Origin of the sequence: Bacillus cereus group sp. N14, from assembly GCF_016483555.1 — a bacterium.
Lineage (GTDB): Bacteria > Bacillota > Bacilli > Bacillales > Bacillaceae_G > Bacillus_A > Bacillus_A wiedmannii.
Genome location: NZ_JAEHBQ010000003.1, coordinates 110670 through 128122, shown reverse-complemented (window position 1 = coordinate 128122; position 17453 = coordinate 110670). Strand labels below are relative to the sequence as shown.

Genomic DNA, 17453 nt, shown 5'->3' with positions numbered 1-17453 from the left:
GTCATGTATAAATTCATTTTTAAGATTGAAATTTTAATTGTTATTTTCTTCCCGATATTCATTTTTCCATAATTTCTTCTATTTCAACAGGTCCACTACATACACGTTTTTTTCATCTAGCGGTCTGTTACTAGTTTGGACTTTGCGTGTCATACATAATCAAGGCTATGAAATCATATTTAGTAACAATGGACAAAAAAGATTTGGAGGCTATATAGATGGATGAAAACTATGGTAAACAGGGGCAATCTTTACTAGGGAATGACTTTAATGAAAATAGAGAACGTACTGAACAAGCTATACTTCACTCACAAACAGTTGGTTCACGTGGACCTGTTCTAAAGCAAGATAGTGTACTTCACGAGACGCTACAAGAATTTATTCACGAAAAAATTTTAGAAAGACCTGTTCATGTAAAAGGATTTGGTGCGTTCGGTTATTTTCAAACGATCTATCCAATGTCTGAACATACTAAACTACGTTTTTTACAACATTCTAATGCGAGAGTTCCTGTTATGGTGCGATTTTCATTAGCCGTTAGTACGAAAGGAACACCTGACACTTCTAGAAATGTACGCGGTTTTTCTACAAAGTTTTATACAGAAGAAGGCATTTTCGATCTTTTATGTAATCACATCCCTGTCTTTTCCGTTCGTGATCCGATGCGTTTCCCTGAAACGATTCAAGCGTTGTTACCTTCACCTATAAATAACTTAATAGACCCGAATAGATTTTGGAGCTTTGTCGCTAGAGCGCCTGAATCCATTCATTTCGTTGTCCATTTATATTCTGATGCTGGTACGGCCAAAAGTCTTCGCCACATCCCAGGACATAGTGTTAATACATATGTATGGAGAAATGCAGAAGGTAATCGAAAGTATGTAAAGTATCATTGGTACCCCTTTGAAGGTGTACAATACATTACTAGTGAGGAAGCGAATAAACTGGCTGCTGAAAACCCTGATTATAGCGGGAAAGATTTATATGATGCAATTGCAAATGGTAAACCAGTAGAATACGGTTTATATGTCCAGCTCATGGATCCGAAAGATGAAGCACATCTTTCTTATGACCCTTTAGATGATACAAAAGTATGGGATGAAAAGAAGTATCCTCTTATACCAGTAGGCAAAATGGTATTAAATAAAAATCCTGAAAATTATATGGAGCAAGTAGAAAAAGTCGCCTTCTCCCCTTCTAATTTACTAGACGGTGCAGAACTATCAGATGATAAAATGCTGCAAGGGCGTGCTAACATTTACAGTGATTCTCAAAGAAGAAGAATTGGTTCCGAATTTCGCAAATTGGCGATTAACAAACAGCAAAATTGGACACCTGCTAATCAAATAACGAGCGGTGACGGAAGATACGTTGAAGGTAAACTTGAAAGAACTTCTATTACGAAACAGGATGACTTTACGCAGCCTACTGAATTTTATACGAAGTTAAAACCTATAGAAAAAGAACATCTTGCTAAAAACTTAGCTAGTGATTTGAAAGTTATCTCTGATGATATTAGAAAGGTCGTTTTAGGATATTTTCATAAAGTGTCTGCCGAGTTGGTAAAGAGGATTGAAAGTGCGCTGCAAAAGCTTTAAGTATATAAAAAAACGTCATTTTAAAAATAAATAATGACGTTTTTTTATGGCGAAATTACTAGTAATTTCTACCGCTTCATTTACAATTATTAATGAATTTTTTCGCACCCAAAATTAAGTTATTTCATTTTACATTATGGTACTCATTTCTCTTTTTCAAATAATCTTTTTCACATTTTAACGGCTTGAATTTCACTTTTTTCCCTTTCTTCTTTTTCGTTTCTATAACGATCCATTCCCCTTTTTCAACATCTAGGTTTAAGTGTTTCATTACATTGATATTATCTTTTTCTTTATAAAGTAAAAATGCTTCTTGCGCACTCACAAATAAACTAGGCTGCTCACTAAATCCACCACTATCATAAATTTTAGTTAGCGAATTATAATAAGAGTCATTTTCCTTTCCACCATACATCAAATGGGCAGCCTCCAGATCTCTTTTACTTACTTCCCAAAAACTATGTTCATCAATATTTAAATTAAATGTGGATTTAATGTCACTTATTCTATTTTTCACATGCTTGTCATCTCGAATTTTCCTTTTTTCAAGACAATCAGAAGATAGCTCTGGTGCATCTGTTTGAGAATGTACAACTTGTTGAATAGATACACATAATATAAATACACTTAAAATATACAATATTTTTTTCATACTTACGTTTCACCTCAAGTAATTTAGATACTATATTATTTGAGGCTCACAATATTCTTATGCTAACAATGTGAAAGGCCCTATAAATTGGACTTTTATAGGGCCTTTCATATTAACATTGCTTTATCAAATTCACTGGTGAAGCAATTACCTTACTACTTTTTACGTCATATAGTCCTATAGGTGTTACCCGTATAAAAGGCAGGTGCGTCGCAGAAAAGAATAAAATGGTAAATGCTGGATCGTCATACACGTAACCACGCTCTTTTAGTAATTTCACCAACTGTTTCTCTTCCTGTATTAATTTATTCATTTTTAAATTAGACATCATCCCGAGCAATGGTAATGCGATTTCGTGTAATACTTCATTCTTTTCAGCTATTACCATTCCCCCGCCAAGCTCTTTTACTCTATGAAAAGCTGTAAGCATATCTTCTTTATTCTTACCAATAAGAATGATGTCACCGGTACCAGAATAAGAGCTAGCAAGACCACCTAGTTCTTTCGCAAACCCCTTTACAACTGTATTCACTCGCCAAGTACCATCACGAGCAATCATCATAAGAAAACACTCATCATGATCTAAAGAAAGTTCATCACGGTTTAAATCAATTTCAGTCGTGTATGGTTTAGTTATAACGTTATTTAATAATTGTATACCCACTTTTTGAGAAAAAATCATATCCTCTTTTTCTATAGACCAGTTTAATAATAATGGAGTTACTTTGAATTTACTCCAGTCTATTTGTAATGATTCATTTTTGTTTATTCCGTCAAGCTTCACCCATTTCCCTTTTGCAATTACGCTTATTGGAACTGGGTTTTCTTTACTTTCCAAAATATTAATATTAGCAATTCTACCTGTCGCAATTGAACCATGTATATGTTCCATATTATAATAACGAGCGATATTATAGCTTGCCATATGATAAGCATCTATTATAGGCACTCCTTGTTTTATCGCGGTAGCTATCATTACGTTTGTCATTCCACTTTCATAAAACGAAGGATGTGAGCCGTCTGTAGTAAGAATGAATCTATCAAACTGCTTTACTCCTAGTTCCAACAATTCTTTCAGTAAAACTTCTAAATCTGGACGAATTGAAGAATTCCTAAGGGAAACAGTGTAACCTTGCATAAGACGGGTGAAAGCTTCCTGCCCTGTCATCGCTTCATGATCACAATCTGTACCTAGCAGTTTTAATTTCGCTAAAGTTGTTTCAGATGCTCCTGGAAAATGTCCTTCTACTTTTTTATGTAATCGTTTCGTTTCCTGCACCCAATGTAACATTTCATCATCGCCATGTAATAACTTTGGCCACGCTGTTAGCTCGCCGCCTTGAAGAACTGCTTTATGCTTAAGCCACTCTATTATTTCTTCACGATTAAATAAAGATTCCCCGTTTTGCAATTCAGTTTGTCCATCAAAACGACACCACCAATACATACTTGCTGGAATCTTTTCAAATTCATCTAATAAACGAAATGCTTCTTCACGTTGTAATGTGAAAAATAAAGTTAAATTATCATTAATGAAAGTCGTTGTCCCAAATTGCATCGCATGATTCGCTAAAGTCTCTGGATTATATAATTGATATGGATGTGCATGCGGTTCTATGTAACTAGGAACTACATACTTTCCATCACAATCAATGACTTCACATTCATGTAGTTGCGCTGGTAGTTTTTCTCCTACATATACAATGCGGTCATCATAGATCCAAATATTTGCTTGCACCCACTCGCGCATATAGGAATTTAAGTATGTTGCATTCTTTAATAAAATGTGCGGACTTCTTTTGCCGTCTATTACTTCAACATGTTCTCGTAATTGTGTGTTACTCCATCTAAACTGATTTTCTCCCAATGTATTTCACTCCAAATCAATTTACTTTTATTTATTAAAATAAAAACAATTAACAAACTAAAGTATTTTCCATTCATAACTCCCCTGTATAACCCCTATACCCTTCATTATATGGAACGATTGCAAAAATAACAATTTTCAAAATTCAAAACATACTTCTTTGATTCTCAATAAAAAAGGATGTCGTGTAACCGACATCCTTTTTTATACTAAACTATACGATTGAAATACACTTGATGTCATACTAGGAATGCTAATACTGTCCTTTACAGCAGGAGCCTATTCGCATTCTATTCATCTATTTCTTAAATTCAATTTGCATCATTTTATTAAACTGTGTACCAATATCAATCACACCTAAAGAATTAGTACTGACAGCCAATGTATGTTTGCCACCCATTACTCCACCAGCAAAAGTAGTAAATCCAGGAATTCCTCCTGTATGCCCCCAAACTGAAGCACCGTTTGGAAGTTTAGTTTCATAGATTCCAAGACCATATCCATGACCAATGTCTTCTCTTTCTGTAGGAACTGTTGTCATCATTTCTTTTAGCTGAGTTTCCTTTAGTAACTTGCCACCAAGTAAAGATGAAAAGAACTTATTTAAATCGTCCGCATCTGAAATCATATCTCCCGCTGAATTAGCTAAACTCGGATTATAATACGTCATGTCTTTCAATTCACTTGTTTCGTCAATTTTCATATACCCTCGAGCATGATTCTTTCCTGGGATGACGGGTGAATTACCTGGTAAAAACGTATTTGATAGGTCCAAAGGCTCAATAATGCGCTTTTCGATTTCTTCTGCGTAACTATTACCAGTTATTTTTTCAATAAGCATTCCTAGTATTACGTATCCTGTGTTTGAATACGACCAACCTTTACCTGGCGAAAAATCTGGTGGTAGAGCAAGTCCTATTTTCACTATTTCTTCTGCTGTATACGTTTTTTTCGAATTCATAATGTTAGCGTCTTTTGACTTTAAATATTCAGCTATACCACTCGTATGGTTCAAAAGTTGACGTATCGTAATTTGATTCCCATCATACCCATTTCCTTGAATGAGACCCGGTAGCCACTTTTCAATTGGATCGTCAAGTTCCACACGATTTTCTCCTACTAATTGAAGAACAGTCGTAGCAGTAAAAGTTTTCGTCACACTACCAATCCGAAAACGATAATCCGATTTCATCGATTTCTTTGTACTTAAATCCGCCACGCCAGCAGTGTAGCTACTAGTTTTTCCGTTTTTAAAAGCCTTAGCTAATATACCTGGTGTTCCAAGCTGTACCGTTTCCTGCATTACTTGTTTCCAACCATTCCGATTCTTTTGATGATTTGCTTCTGACGAATTAGAAATATTTTGAGTAGACTCTGCTTTCACAGTAAAACCTGGTGTGAATAGAGTAGTACTCGCTATTAACACTGCCAAACTTCCTAACTTTATTGAAGTACATTTTTTCATAAGGTTCTCTCCTCTTTTAAAATCGTATTGATTCAAGTTATACCTTAATCCTAAATGATAAAACTTTCTTTTTTCTTATCCATTCCTTACGAAATACTTACTTTCAAAATTAGACGACCAAATGGGAAAAAGTAATGTATGAAAATAAAAAAGAACGTGTTTTCAATTTATGAAAACACGTTCTCTTACATACTTAAAACCCTATATCAACTTTTTAGTTTATTCACCTTTACCATCCTGCACTAGCGTTCATACCATTTCCGATAATAGAAAGTAATAGTGGCCATAATACTGGTCCTAACGTAAGCAGTACATTTAGAAGTATAAGTATTCTATATACACCGGTGAAATTATGATTTTTACGATTAACAAATACGAGACTGACTAACGATATTATGGTTGTTAAAAATAAAACTAACATTACCAACCAATACCACACCATTAAACTGAGACTCCATGGTGTTAATAGCTCGTGTATGATACAAAATGAGATTCCTAATACAGCAAAACTAAAGCTAGTCACCGCTGTTTTTATAAGCCACTTACTTATTTTTTTATCGTATGTATTTTTACAATATAAATCTATTAAAGTGAATAAAGATAAATATGCCATTAATACGCCTATCCAAGACAATAACCAGTCTCCGTCCCCTTTGAATAATAAGAACAGTAACCAACACATACCTACTGCTGAAAAAACAAAGGAAATAAGTATGCTTTTTAATACCGATTTCATTACACATTCACACCCTTAAAAAACTTAAAAATTAATTATAATTTATAAAAATTAAGTATAGGTTAACATGTAATGAAGTATAAGTAAATAAAGTTAATTTTGTTTTCCTATTTGAAGACGGTTTCATATAAGAAAATAATTCATGTTAATCAAATTTACGTATAAAAAAAGAAAAGGTGGATATTTATATATCCACCTTCCCATCTCCCTCTACCCACTTCATTATTTTTTCCACATCTAAATCCGTATACGTCTTTTCACCATAACGAACAGACTCATATAACGAAGTAATATTTCTCGTTCTACTAATTCTTTTTAACCACTGTTGCATCGTTTCATAGGACCTTCTCTGTTCATGAAATGGTAATGTTCTTTCCCATTCAACTAACGTTTTTCTTATCGTATCTGTCGGTAACGACTGTTCTAACTGATGAATGACTTTCTTGTTATTTTCGGTTCTTACCGTATTTTCTTTTGTTACCGATTTTTTCTCCTGTTCTATTTCTGGTTTCGTTAACTTTTTCCTAACGGATTTATAAAGAAAATATATAATTACCCCTGCAATAACTACATAAAAAACTATACTAATCCATGAATTTGAAAGCACAGAAAGCACATCACTCCATGAATTCTCCCGTTTGAAAAGCGGGATTTTCCTATCTATTTTCGTTCTTGTATCTACAACTCCTGTTTCTTCATCTATAATTCTTTCAGGCTCATCAAACTGTTCGTTTATACTAGTAAAATCATAATTTCTTTCCAACATTGTCTCCGTCTTATTAAAAAAACGTTCTTTTACTATGTCTTGCAAATGCACCACACCTTGTGATAACGTTATCGCACTAACCGTAAAGAAAAGTAGCATTAAAACTCTAACACTCCATAACTTCACTTTCATATGCCGCGCTTTATTAACCATGACATAAGCCCCTTCTTATTCTTTAATTACAATCCATTTATTCGTTCTACTGTATTTCTTTGGTGAAGTACCAATAATTAAAGGAACCGCATCCAGTTTCTTTCGACGAAAGCCTGCTGTGTAAAAATAAGAAGAAGATACTGGCGTGTCCTGATTCGATATTGAGGCAAGTACCTTTAATACATTTTGCAAATGTTTCCGATTATCCCCATTTTTTATATGTAGCAAACCGTTATCTTTTACACTATTGATCCATACTTCAAATGAACAGTTTTGCATGAGCAGTTGTTTACATATGCCTGCCGTTAATTCAATTAATTCTTCTGTATCATTTCGCAAAGAAACACCACTTTTATTTTGCAAGTTGAGATAAATCGCATATTTATCTGATTGTGTTCGCTCGTACTTTTTCGCAGTTATCGTCCCTGTTTTCGCTGTTGCACTCCAGTGGATGGAACGAAAATCTTCATTTTCATAAGACTTCACTCCCATTACTTTCGTTTCATCATATAGCGGTGAAGACATCGCTTTTCGAAATCCCCGTGACCATTCTTGTAATTCAGGAACTTGCATTTTCGGAACAGCTGGTAAGACTAAATAGGAGGGCGTATCAACTTGTTTATATGTTATATGGTTCGTTATGAATCCAAAGAGATCAGTAATAACAATTTCAACTTCTTCCCATTTCGCAATTCCTCTTTTTAACGCTACAGCTTGTAAATCAAATGAAACTGACTCTCTTCCTTTTAAATTAAAATTCATATAATAATTTGAACCTGTACTATAATTTTTATTTATTTCATCATGATTCCAAGTTAGCTTATTTTCACATTTAAATCGAAATACGATATTAAGAATAGGAAATATCGACTTGTTTGAAATTTTAATTTTACATGTATTCGTTTCACCTATAAAAACGTTTGAATTCCCCTGACTGTATTCCCATTCAACACGAGATACTTTACGCATGTATACATGCATCGCACCTATTAAAATTACATACAAAAATACGAGAGATAAAAACAATAGATTACTTGAAAATACACTTAAAATAACGGCTACAACTGACATAACTCCCATTACGAAAGGCTCCGCTAAAGGTGTATACACAAGCTGTTGATTCATCGTACATTCTCCACTGGCACACTAATCGTATGAAGAATTTCTTTCATGATTTGTTCTTTCGTCGTTTTCATCTCTCCCTCAATCGTTAACGTTAAACGATGAGCGCAAACGAATGCAGCTAGTAGTTTTATATCATCTGGCGTACAATAATCTCTTTCATTTAATATTGCCCGTGCTTGAATCGCTCTCATAAATGCCAACGTCCCCCGCGGACTTACTCCAATTTCAATTAGCTCATGCTTACGAGTTGCTTCAATGATTTCAAGGAGATAATCTTGCACATCATTTGTTACTAGCACATCCCTTGCGCGTTTTTGCATCATAATAATTTCTTCACCTGAAATAATAGAATGTAACGTATCTAGCGGATCATTCTTTTGAAAACGATTCATCATTTCCTTTTCTGCTTCCCTCGTAGGATAACCTTGTCGAATCGTAAGTAAAAATCGGTCTAATTGAGCATCAGGTAAAGGAAATGTACCTGCTGATTCGAGTGGATTTTGCGTTGCAATAACTAAAAAAGGTTCTGGTAATGAATGTGTCTGTTTCGCAATCGTAACTGTACGTTCTTCCATAACTTCAAGTAACGAAGATTGTGTTCTCGGTACAGCTCGATTAATTTCATCGACTAATACTATATTTGCAAAAATAGGTCCTAATCTCGTTTTAAAATCCGATTCCTTTACATTAAAATATTCAAGACCAATAACATCTCCAGGCAAAGTATCCGCTGTAAATTGTATTCTTTGAAATTTAGCGTCCACACTTTTCGCTAAACTTTTCGCTAATGTTGTTTTTCCCGTCCCAGGTACATCTTCTAATAAAATATGCCCTTTTGCTATAAGGGCTATAGCTGCAAGTTCAATCGATTCATCTTTTCCTATAATAACCTTCGAGATATTGTTAGTAATTTTCTTTAATGTACTCATACAGTATCTACCACCTTTTTATTATCCGAAAATTAAGAATATATTTTTTCCAAATTATAACATGTAATTCAAATATGAAATAGAGCAAAAAGGAAACTTATATTTTTTCTTCACTGCATGTAAAAAAAGCACCTATTGTCTTCCGTTGACAATGAAGTGCTTAACTCACGTAATTTTCATATTGGGCATTTGACACCTTATATACATTCACTATCTTTCCTCTCTGCACAAATGAATATAATGACCAAAATCAGGAAACACATCCCAGTGATTTTCAAGATTATCATCACCCTCTCGTTCCTCAACTAATCCTCTATTCACATCCACCTTTTCCATTACTGTATAACCATTTTCGCGGAAATTGAAAATCATGCTAGTTTTTTCTTTTTCATTCGTATCATTATATTCCCAATACATAGCTGTTCTTAAGAAAATTCTATTATCATTTATAACTTCAAAATCATAATTTAAATACTTACGAACTAAGTCATCATAAAACCCAACTAAAACCCAATCTTTTGTAACATTAATAACATACTTAATCCTTTCACCTTCAGTTAACACGGCCGTATATGGTTCGTGATTTTGATGACACAAGTATGCTTTACATGCATCAATTATATTCCAAGGTTTCTTTCTAATATCTGACCATTCGTCACAATAATAAATTTTCAAAGTTAATAATCCCTACCTTCTATACCTCTTAAAAACATACCTATTTTCTAGTTTTTTCATCTGGTTGTTGCATTCACACAAAGTAATAATGTTTTGAGCATATGAATCACTTATGTATAATAATTTACAGTATCGTATTACTTACTACTTTCAATTGTGGGTTTTACTATACACATTACTTATTTCACTTTTAAAATCATCATACATTAAAAATGCCTCTTTTAATATTTCCTCTAACTCCATATAGTTTCGATATACTGGTGTTTTTATTCTTTCACTTGCATTCATCAATAACCTTGAATAAACACTCCAAGGACTACCTAGTCTTACTTCATTATTATGATAGACAACCCATACAAACACTGTCATTCCATGTTCTAAATTTATATGAAACCATACCATATAATTTGGAGAATAATCTAGAACACCTACCTTAAAAAATTTCTCCTTCTTATCAAAAGTTGCTACATATCCCAACCTTATAAATATTTCATTTACCTTTTCCATATCATAATCCTCAAGTCTATCATTTAAATCATTAAGATTTGATCTAAAGTTACCAGACAATTTTTTATATCTATCTATAAATTTAATTTTTTTCAGAACTTCTTTAATTTCAGGTTTCATTTCAACATTCATTTTCTAACCCTCCATGAAACTTTTCCATTATATTCACTTCATTTATTTTCTATTTCACTCCAAATATCAACATCACATTCATTTAAAATCGCTTTAATTTTGTCCTTCTCAAATACTACTAAATACTCATACGGTAAAGCTAGCACTTGAATAATTGCAGGTTTCATTTTTAATAATTCGTAGGCGTATATGATTTCCAATTCTCCTGATACTTCTTCATTGATAGGACCTATATACCAACCTGAATCACCTTCATCACAACCACTAGATCTTTGTAAATACACCTCTTCTTGTTGCAACACATTTTTCGCTATCACAATCTTATCGTTAAATTTTATTAATTCTCCCTCTATATTTAATCGACGTAAGCAATGCGATTGCTCTAGTTGTATCCATAATGCAATCGTTAAATCTTCCGTCGTATCTATAAAAGGGTTTCTAGTATAATCCCGGGTGATAATTTGATAATAATCTTCATACTTATATAAACTATAAACAGACCATCCAATTTGTATTGAAAATCTATCTGCTAATTTATCTTTTACATTAGATAATAAATTAAATAAAGTTTCTACATGAAGACTTAATGGTTCTTCTACTTTAGCTTTTATATTTTTATTACCTATATTTTTGATTATTGTTTTCAAATCAATATTCTCCACTTCTATTGAATTTCCTCACTCAACCTGCATTCCTCAACTTGCCTTATATAGACTTTCGTTATTAACACCAATAAAATTTCTAATATTAAAACTCTTCTTCCCATACTTCTTTTGCATCTATTAACCTTTGTGATAAAAATTCATAAAAGTTCTTTGCTGTACTATAGTCATCAAGTCCGCCTTGTCTATTCCAGGCAATTATTGGACACTCATTATTTTCCATATGACTCATATCTAAACAATACGCATATTCTCCAGCATCTTCAATAACTACTAAATTGTCACTCATTTCTAAACCTCTATAGTCCTCCGTTACAATAACAACTGAAGCTATATTTGACTTACCAATCCCTAATATATCAACACCAAATAACCCGCCGGAACCATATGTATTTAAAAACCACTTATAGCTATCTGGTAATTCTACACTCAGCCTGTATTGAACAGCATAAATTTGACTTTCATTTACTCCGCCTGTAAAGTCGTCTATTTCCTCATGTTCTTTAATAAAATTTGTTAATTCCTCTTTATTCATTAACTACTACTCCTTATTTTGCAGCTTCTATTTATATTCTCATTATAAAAATGCTTTTCCTTAGCTTCACGTAATCATTTCACTGCACACAAAAACTCATAACAATATATGTATACCTTTTCAAATATCGTTTTTCTTTTATATCACATCAAAGTTTATCTATAACCTTCTCTCCTTCATCATAAGCATCTCCAAGTGGTTTAAAATTTCTTTTTAGCCAATACCAATATTGCCCTTGATTGTTAATGAGGTTTATAAGTAAATCAGTAAAAGAATTTGCGATAATTTGTGCCTCTCCAACTATACCGTGCCGATCGAAGAAACTATCATAACATCTACCTAATCTCTCTTCACTTAAATCCATCGTTACATACCCATCCATACAATCTTTACCTATAATATACCAATTTGATGAAATATCATCCGCACATAACTCTCCTATAATTATAGGATTAGCTAAAACAAATTCCTCTGGCGCCACAATATGAATAGCGTATTCCTCATTTTCAAATAAAACAAGTCCTCCACAAAGACTATAAAACTCTTTCAGATCACTTGGAAGCACATGCTTATCCTTATCAAATTTAGGTAATCTTGTAGGCCCATGAACCCGACAATTTGGTAATGTTTTTATTATTTCAATTAACTGTTTCATATTATATTTATACCTTCCTTCCATTTATTTCTTTATTTAATCATTTCAAAATTAATTCACACATATTCTTCTGCTACCCTCCAGTTCTTAAAACAGTAGTATGTAGGTCACAATTTTTAAAAAAGGTTTTTACTTTCTTCTCATTAATTCTATTCCACGATTTCTTTTGTAGATTAGACCACTTATCGTAATAATAAATTCCCATTATGTTATACACCTTTCCTTTAATATCACGAATAATACACCCTTGTTCATTAGCCTCGTCAATATTTTTTTGAGGAACTATTTTTGTATACAGGTATTTCAAAATTTAATTCTCTCTTTAGCTGATTACCTTTTAAAGCCAATATTTCTTCTCTATTGTAATCAACCATTGCCAAGAAATACTCTTCAAAATTCTCAAATCTGTCTATTTCCTCTCCTGCAAACCAAATTATCTCACCTGGTTTACGTGAATTTGATAAACATAAAACAAATAAGTCCTTATCAAATTCAGCGACCGCTATTGGTAATAGCTCCTGTCTTAAAACATCACTTTCTTTTAAAACATCGTCATCAATAACTGTTAATAACATTTGAGCGTGATCCATTATAGCTGATTTCTTCAGCTGTTCAATGCTAAATAAGTCCACAGTTTGATAAATACCTTTCCAACCATTGGCATGTTGTAGAAAATCTCGATATATTAAATCCAGTTTATAACCCAATTCTTGTTCAAGAGCATACACATACTCTTCACTTGCTCCTACTTCAGGAAAGTGATGTGGCCATATTTTCTCTACATCTTGTTTCATTAAATCTTGCTTCACTAAAGCTAAAGTTGTTATCTTTTCTTTCCAATTAATCACCTAGTAGTCCTCCTCTACATATTTAAGTTCATTAGGTTATAACCCATTATTTATCTATTAACCTGTCCATAAAGATTTAACCAACTCTGATGATTCAGTTTTCCCATCTAAGTTGTATTAAAGACAAGACTATTATGCTCTTTATATGATTTTTCGTTTTCCGGAAAATTTTCAACACTCTACTTAAATCACATAGCCGTATGTAAATACAAAAATAGTGACAGTCGGATTCCCAAAACTACCACTATTTATAACCTCTTTTATTTATTGAATTCTATATGTTTTTGATGTACTGGTTATTGAATTTCTTCTACTTCGACAACCTCTATCTTCACTTCATACATATTTGGGATATTTATTTCTTTCGGTACCCATGCATAATAATTTTGATCATTCTCTAATATAAATTGAATTAACTTTATTTCTGATCCATTCCAGAAATTTTTAAGATTATCAATGTAGTCCTCTAAATCCTCTTTATAGTCCAGTTGTAATATATAATCTCTTACTGTAAGGGCAAACACAATTAAACTTCCTAATAGATCCTTTTGCTCATTTTCTTCTTCATATTCTTGTGGTAAAAACCACACTTGACCTATTCCTATTGTTTTTTTGTATTTTTCATAAAAACTACTATCGTCCATATTCTCATAATCATGTATTAATTCATCGACCAATGAATGCCATTTTGGCGGAATAATATTTTCCAATGCAGGATTATGTTCAATTCCTTCTACTATTTCCTCTATTTCTTCTGTCTCATCTTCATAGTGATATTCACTTAAGTCTATATACTTAAATTTTATTTCATTTTTATAATGTGCCAAATCATATGGATAATGATTATTATCTTTTAAACTTGTATCATCAAGTTCCAAAATTTTCACAAGCGCTGCCGTTTCAAAGCTCCAATATCCTACATATCCAGGTTCTTTATGCGCGTTTTTCCACTCATAATCATAATGGCCTTTAAACCATTCTTTCTCCATATACGTTTGTAATCTTTTAGACGCTTCTTTTTTATCTGTTTGTGCAAGTTCTATAATCTCTCTCGTTTTTGCATATGGATTGTCTTTATAATATCTATTCGTTATGTTTGTGTATCCGATATCACTAGCACATAAGAGAAAATCAATTACTGCGTCGTTCATATTTTTTTATCAACTATCTTTTTTAATCTTTCTATATTTTTTTTATCCGTTTCTAATAGAATTCCTAAGGAAATCATCCATAGCATATATATATATCCAACATTGTTAGTACCTGTTTGCTCTAAATCATCCAATGCATTATAAAAATATGCTTCCATTGTACTTATGTCTTCTCCTAAAGAATACATGGCCCTAATATCGTTCATCTCATGTATAAAATTCGACAAATAATTTTCTAATATAATACTTTTGTTATCATTAGGATATCTTTGAATACCATTTTTTTCATCTTCTTCTAAACTTTTAATCTCTTCTCTATTTTCTTCAATAAACTCTTTATGATACTCTATTCCCCTTTTACATTTTTCTTCTATACATAATTGATTTCTCATTCTATTTGATTCCTCCTAGCTTCTAAATTATGGCCATTCTCCAATAATATTTCCCTTTACATCTATCCTAAATGTTTTCACATTTCCACTACTATCAGGTTTATTATCTTGCAGTACAGTTTAACATTTACTTTCCAATTTCCAATTTATACAAAAAAATAACATATCTATAGATTTCGAATAAAGGAAATATTTATTTGAGAGCAATAAAAAAACCTTAAGGTAATTACCTTGAGGCTCAAAAATCACGAGTTCATTAGTTTCATGTTTATATTCAAAAGAGTTACCTCTCCTCTTTGCACAAATATAAGTATTGGCCAAACTCGGGGAATATATCCCAATTTCTAGATACATCATCTTTTATCTCTCGTTCTTCTACTTCACCAGTTTTAGAATCTTTTTGCTCCATAGCAATATGACCATTTTCTTGATACCCCAAAATCATACTTTTTAACTGTGTATCCCCGTCATATTCCCAATACATTATTGTCCTTAGGAATATTCTATTATCTTCTTTAACAATAAAATCGTAGTGTAAATATTTACGAAGAAAATCATCCAAAAAACTTACCGATACCCATTTATCAGTGACATTTACTAAATACTTTGGCTGCTCTCCATCATTGAGAACAGCAGTATAAGAATGACGTTTTTCATGAAGTGTCTTCGCTACATTCTCATCAATTATGTTCCAAGGCTTCTTTTTTATATTAAACCACTTATCGCAATAATAAATTTCCATTAATTATACACCTTCCCATTAATATCGCGAATAATAATCCCTTTCTCATTCGCCTCTTCAATATTTTTTTGTGGAACTAGCTTTGTTTGTACAGGGACTTCCAAAATTAATTCTCCATCTATTCGACCACCTTTTAAAGCATTAGGATTAAATTTACCTGAAGAAATTTCTGAACCGGAAGAATACTTTTTAGTAAACTCACTTAAATAACTTAATGCCGTCTTTTCTTTTACTTCAGCCAATTGGATAAATTTCCTCGAGACAATTTCTTCACCCGGAATATAAGAATCCACAACATATTTCTTCCTATTGATTTCCTTTTTCTCTAACTCTACTTCATTATAAGGATATCGAGAGCGCTTTTCCTTATTAAATCTATTCCCTGCTTCCCATTGTTTTTTCACAAAATCGGGTATTGATTTCTTTTTAGATAGTGTTTTATCCATACCCTTATAGTTGTTATCTCATGCTAATGTTTAATTGGGGATTTTTTCAATACACTCAACAAAAGAGACCTCAAATATGAGGTCTCTTTTGTTGACTCTTCTTCATCTATAACTTCCTCTTTACTAATTCAATACCAGACAATCTGCCTTATTGAAATATACTACAATACTAATGAAAACATATTTTTGAAAAAGTTCTTTTCTGCCCTCAGAATTTAGCAAAATAGCTATAAGCTATTACAAATTTAAGCTACGCTTAACTTGCACTAATAAGTCTATTAATCCATTTCTTTCTGGATTTTTTTCCACTTCCTTTTTCATATGTTCTTCCAAATAATTACAAAAAGTTTCAAAGTCCAAATACAATTGTTGTTCAGACTCAACAGCTGGAGAATCTAATTCAACTAACACATGTTTATCATCTAAAGGTGTAGGTAGCTGTGACATATCAAATTCATCTAAATCAGATTGAAAATGAACGAATACTATTTCTTGTCCAAACCCCTCCTTTTTTACAAAAAACTCAAAGCTCTTTCCAAGTACTTACCGTTTATAAAGTTAAAATATATTGACATCAATTCATCATTTTTCTCTTTATCTTCAATAAATTCATAATTACTATTCATTTTATCCTCCTATAAATATTGTATCTTAATATCCTCGGCAACACTGGCTCCCTTACCTCCACCCTCTTAAACTCCCACAAGCACACCCCACAGGGAAAATTCACCCCATAGGGTAAGTTATAACCGTTTACTAACGAGGGCCTCTCTTTTCAATGAGGCTACATTTTCGAACTGTAATCACTTCTTAATAACTACTAATCTACCTCTATTATTTGTATCCCTTTAAGTTCTGCACAATTATTAATGCCTCTTTTTTAATACTCATCTTCAAATAGACAATTATATATAGTAACACCTGTTTCCTTTAACTCTAACGAAACATCCTCCACTTCAATACTTAACGTTTCTTTATCAAGATTCTTTATTCCGTTACTATCTAATAATTTTAAAATACTACTTCCTATTTTCTTAGATTCATCATTGTATGGCGAGGACTCTTCAACTAGCTCGATTGTACCATTAGTATATCTATATCTTAAATATTTAACCACTGCATATGGCGCGATTGCCGAAATCATTAGCATTACACAATTAATTTCTGATTGCTTCCGAACGTACTCACTGAATTCTACACTACCAAAACGAAATTTCACATCTAGTGGTAGAAGAATGTAAGAAAAACATGTTGAATAACTAAAATCAGTAATATTATCAACGTTTATATTTGATATTTTATTAATTTCTCCATCCCAAAAATGTTTATCAACAAATTTCCCCAAAACATATTGGAAATCACCTTGTTTATATAATTTATTAACAACTTTTAGTATCTCATCACTCATAATTATTCT

At 32.3% G+C, this 17453-nt stretch carries 17 protein-coding genes and 2 pseudogenes; 1 reads left to right on the top strand and 18 read right to left on the bottom strand.

The features are described from left to right. The first annotated feature begins 218 nt into the window (after positions 1–218). Entirely contained in the window at positions 219–1598 is a 1380-nt protein-coding gene (locus tag JDS82_RS06385; RefSeq protein WP_199712878.1) for a catalase, read from the top strand. A gap of 124 nt (positions 1599–1722) precedes the next feature. Here the strand turns inward: JDS82_RS06385 and JDS82_RS06380 are convergent, their stop codons facing one another. From JDS82_RS06380 to JDS82_RS06295, 18 genes and pseudogenes are all read right to left on the bottom strand, one after another. Further along, positions 1723–2250 carry a hypothetical protein gene (locus tag JDS82_RS06380; protein ID WP_199712877.1) on the bottom strand — a complete coding sequence of 176 codons (528 nt, stop codon included), beginning with the start codon at positions 2248–2250 and terminating at the stop codon, positions 1723–1725. A 112-nt stretch (positions 2251–2362) separates the two neighbouring features. Further along, positions 2363–4117: an adenine deaminase C-terminal domain-containing protein gene (locus tag JDS82_RS06375; protein ID WP_199712876.1), complete on the bottom strand. Its 1755-nt coding sequence runs from the start codon at positions 4115–4117 to the stop codon at positions 2363–2365. 298 nt (positions 4118–4415) lie between these two features. Further along, the gene (locus tag JDS82_RS06370; protein ID WP_064057059.1) at positions 4416–5582 is read right to left on the bottom strand and encodes a serine hydrolase domain-containing protein; all 1167 of its coding nucleotides are present in this window, start codon (positions 5580–5582) and stop codon (positions 4416–4418) included. Positions 5583–5811: 229 nt separating this feature from the next. Continuing rightward, on the bottom strand, positions 5812–6318 hold the full coding sequence (locus JDS82_RS06365; protein WP_000843825.1) for a DUF3902 family protein: 507 nt from the start codon (positions 6316–6318) through the stop codon (positions 5812–5814). 184 nt (positions 6319–6502) lie between these two features. Beyond that, the gene (locus JDS82_RS06360; protein WP_098057001.1) at positions 6503–7237 is read right to left on the bottom strand and encodes a hypothetical protein; all 735 of its coding nucleotides are present in this window, start codon (positions 7235–7237) and stop codon (positions 6503–6505) included. Positions 7238–7252: 15 nt separating this feature from the next. After that, positions 7253–8362: a DUF58 domain-containing protein gene (locus tag JDS82_RS06355; RefSeq protein WP_016087357.1), complete on the bottom strand. Its 1110-nt coding sequence runs from the start codon at positions 8360–8362 to the stop codon at positions 7253–7255. Continuing rightward, the gene (locus JDS82_RS06350) at positions 8359–9291 is read right to left on the bottom strand and encodes an AAA family ATPase (protein ID WP_098057002.1); all 933 of its coding nucleotides are present in this window, start codon (positions 9289–9291) and stop codon (positions 8359–8361) included. Before JDS82_RS06350 ends, JDS82_RS06355 begins: the two co-directional genes overlap by 4 nt. 210 nt (positions 9292–9501) lie before the next feature. Beyond that, positions 9502–9966: a hypothetical protein gene (locus JDS82_RS06345; RefSeq protein WP_061673297.1), complete on the bottom strand. Its 465-nt coding sequence runs from the start codon at positions 9964–9966 to the stop codon at positions 9502–9504. A 150-nt stretch (positions 9967–10116) separates the two neighbouring features. After that, positions 10117–10605 carry a hypothetical protein gene (locus tag JDS82_RS06340; protein ID WP_098057003.1) on the bottom strand — a complete coding sequence of 163 codons (489 nt, stop codon included), beginning with the start codon at positions 10603–10605 and terminating at the stop codon, positions 10117–10119. Positions 10606–10643: 38 nt separating this feature from the next. Then, on the bottom strand, positions 10644–11252 hold the full coding sequence (locus JDS82_RS06335) for an immunity protein Imm33 domain-containing protein (protein WP_002108115.1): 609 nt from the start codon (positions 11250–11252) through the stop codon (positions 10644–10646). A gap of 100 nt (positions 11253–11352) precedes the next feature. Further along, a complete protein-coding gene (locus tag JDS82_RS06330) occupies positions 11353–11802 on the bottom strand; it encodes an SMI1/KNR4 family protein (protein ID WP_001030886.1) in 450 nt (149 codons plus the stop codon). 148 nt (positions 11803–11950) lie between these two features. Beyond that, positions 11951–12457, bottom strand: coding sequence for an SMI1/KNR4 family protein (locus tag JDS82_RS06325; RefSeq protein WP_080482906.1), 507 nt, complete (start codon positions 12455–12457; stop codon positions 11951–11953). Between the two features lie 263 nt (positions 12458–12720). Beyond that, entirely contained in the window at positions 12721–13305 is a 585-nt protein-coding gene (locus tag JDS82_RS06320) for an SMI1/KNR4 family protein (protein ID WP_000611507.1), read from the bottom strand. 296 nt (positions 13306–13601) lie between these two features. Further along, positions 13602–14848: pseudogene (locus JDS82_RS06315) on the bottom strand (PoNi-like cognate immunity protein). Between the two features lie 283 nt (positions 14849–15131). Beyond that, positions 15132–15590 carry a hypothetical protein gene (locus JDS82_RS06310; RefSeq protein WP_064471182.1) on the bottom strand — a complete coding sequence of 153 codons (459 nt, stop codon included), beginning with the start codon at positions 15588–15590 and terminating at the stop codon, positions 15132–15134. Next, positions 15590–16036, bottom strand: coding sequence for a hypothetical protein (locus tag JDS82_RS06305; RefSeq protein ID WP_098057004.1), 447 nt, complete (start codon positions 16034–16036; stop codon positions 15590–15592). The genes JDS82_RS06310 and JDS82_RS06305 overlap by 1 nt, the downstream gene beginning before the upstream one ends. Positions 16037–16273: 237 nt before the next feature. Further along, positions 16274–16662: pseudogene (locus JDS82_RS06300) on the bottom strand (hypothetical protein). A gap of 254 nt (positions 16663–16916) precedes the next feature. Next, entirely contained in the window at positions 16917–17444 is a 528-nt protein-coding gene (locus tag JDS82_RS06295) for a hypothetical protein (protein WP_001278748.1), read from the bottom strand. Positions 17445–17453: the final 9 nt, after the last annotated feature.

Excerpts from the sequence above, each read along its gene's own strand:
- JDS82_RS06385 (WP_199712878.1), top strand. The coding sequence starts at position 219 with ATGGATGAAAACTATGGTAAACAGGGGCAATCTTTACTAGGGAATGAC.
- JDS82_RS06380 (WP_199712877.1), bottom strand. The coding sequence starts at position 2,250 with ATGAAAAAAATATTGTATATTTTAAGTGTATTTATATTATGTGTATCT.
- JDS82_RS06370 (WP_064057059.1), bottom strand. The coding sequence starts at position 5,582 with ATGAAAAAATGTACTTCAATAAAGTTAGGAAGTTTGGCAGTGTTAATA.
- JDS82_RS06365 (WP_000843825.1), bottom strand. The coding sequence starts at position 6,318 with ATGAAATCGGTATTAAAAAGCATACTTATTTCCTTTGTTTTTTCAGCA.
- JDS82_RS06360 (WP_098057001.1), bottom strand. The coding sequence starts at position 7,237 with ATGGTTAATAAAGCGCGGCATATGAAAGTGAAGTTATGGAGTGTTAGA.
- JDS82_RS06355 (WP_016087357.1), bottom strand. The coding sequence starts at position 8,362 with ATGAATCAACAGCTTGTGTATACACCTTTAGCGGAGCCTTTCGTAATG.
- JDS82_RS06350 (WP_098057002.1), bottom strand. The coding sequence starts at position 9,291 with ATGAGTACATTAAAGAAAATTACTAACAATATCTCGAAGGTTATTATA.
- JDS82_RS06340 (WP_098057003.1), bottom strand. The coding sequence starts at position 10,605 with ATGAATGTTGAAATGAAACCTGAAATTAAAGAAGTTCTGAAAAAAATT.
- JDS82_RS06330 (WP_001030886.1), bottom strand. The coding sequence starts at position 11,802 with ATGAATAAAGAGGAATTAACAAATTTTATTAAAGAACATGAGGAAATA.
- JDS82_RS06325 (WP_080482906.1), bottom strand. The coding sequence starts at position 12,457 with ATGAAACAGTTAATTGAAATAATAAAAACATTACCAAATTGTCGGGTT.
- JDS82_RS06310 (WP_064471182.1), bottom strand. The coding sequence starts at position 15,590 with ATGGAAATTTATTATTGCGATAAGTGGTTTAATATAAAAAAGAAGCCT.
- JDS82_RS06305 (WP_098057004.1), bottom strand. The coding sequence starts at position 16,036 with ATGGATAAAACACTATCTAAAAAGAAATCAATACCCGATTTTGTGAAA.
- JDS82_RS06295 (WP_001278748.1), bottom strand. The coding sequence starts at position 17,444 with ATGAGTGATGAGATACTAAAAGTTGTTAATAAATTATATAAACAAGGT.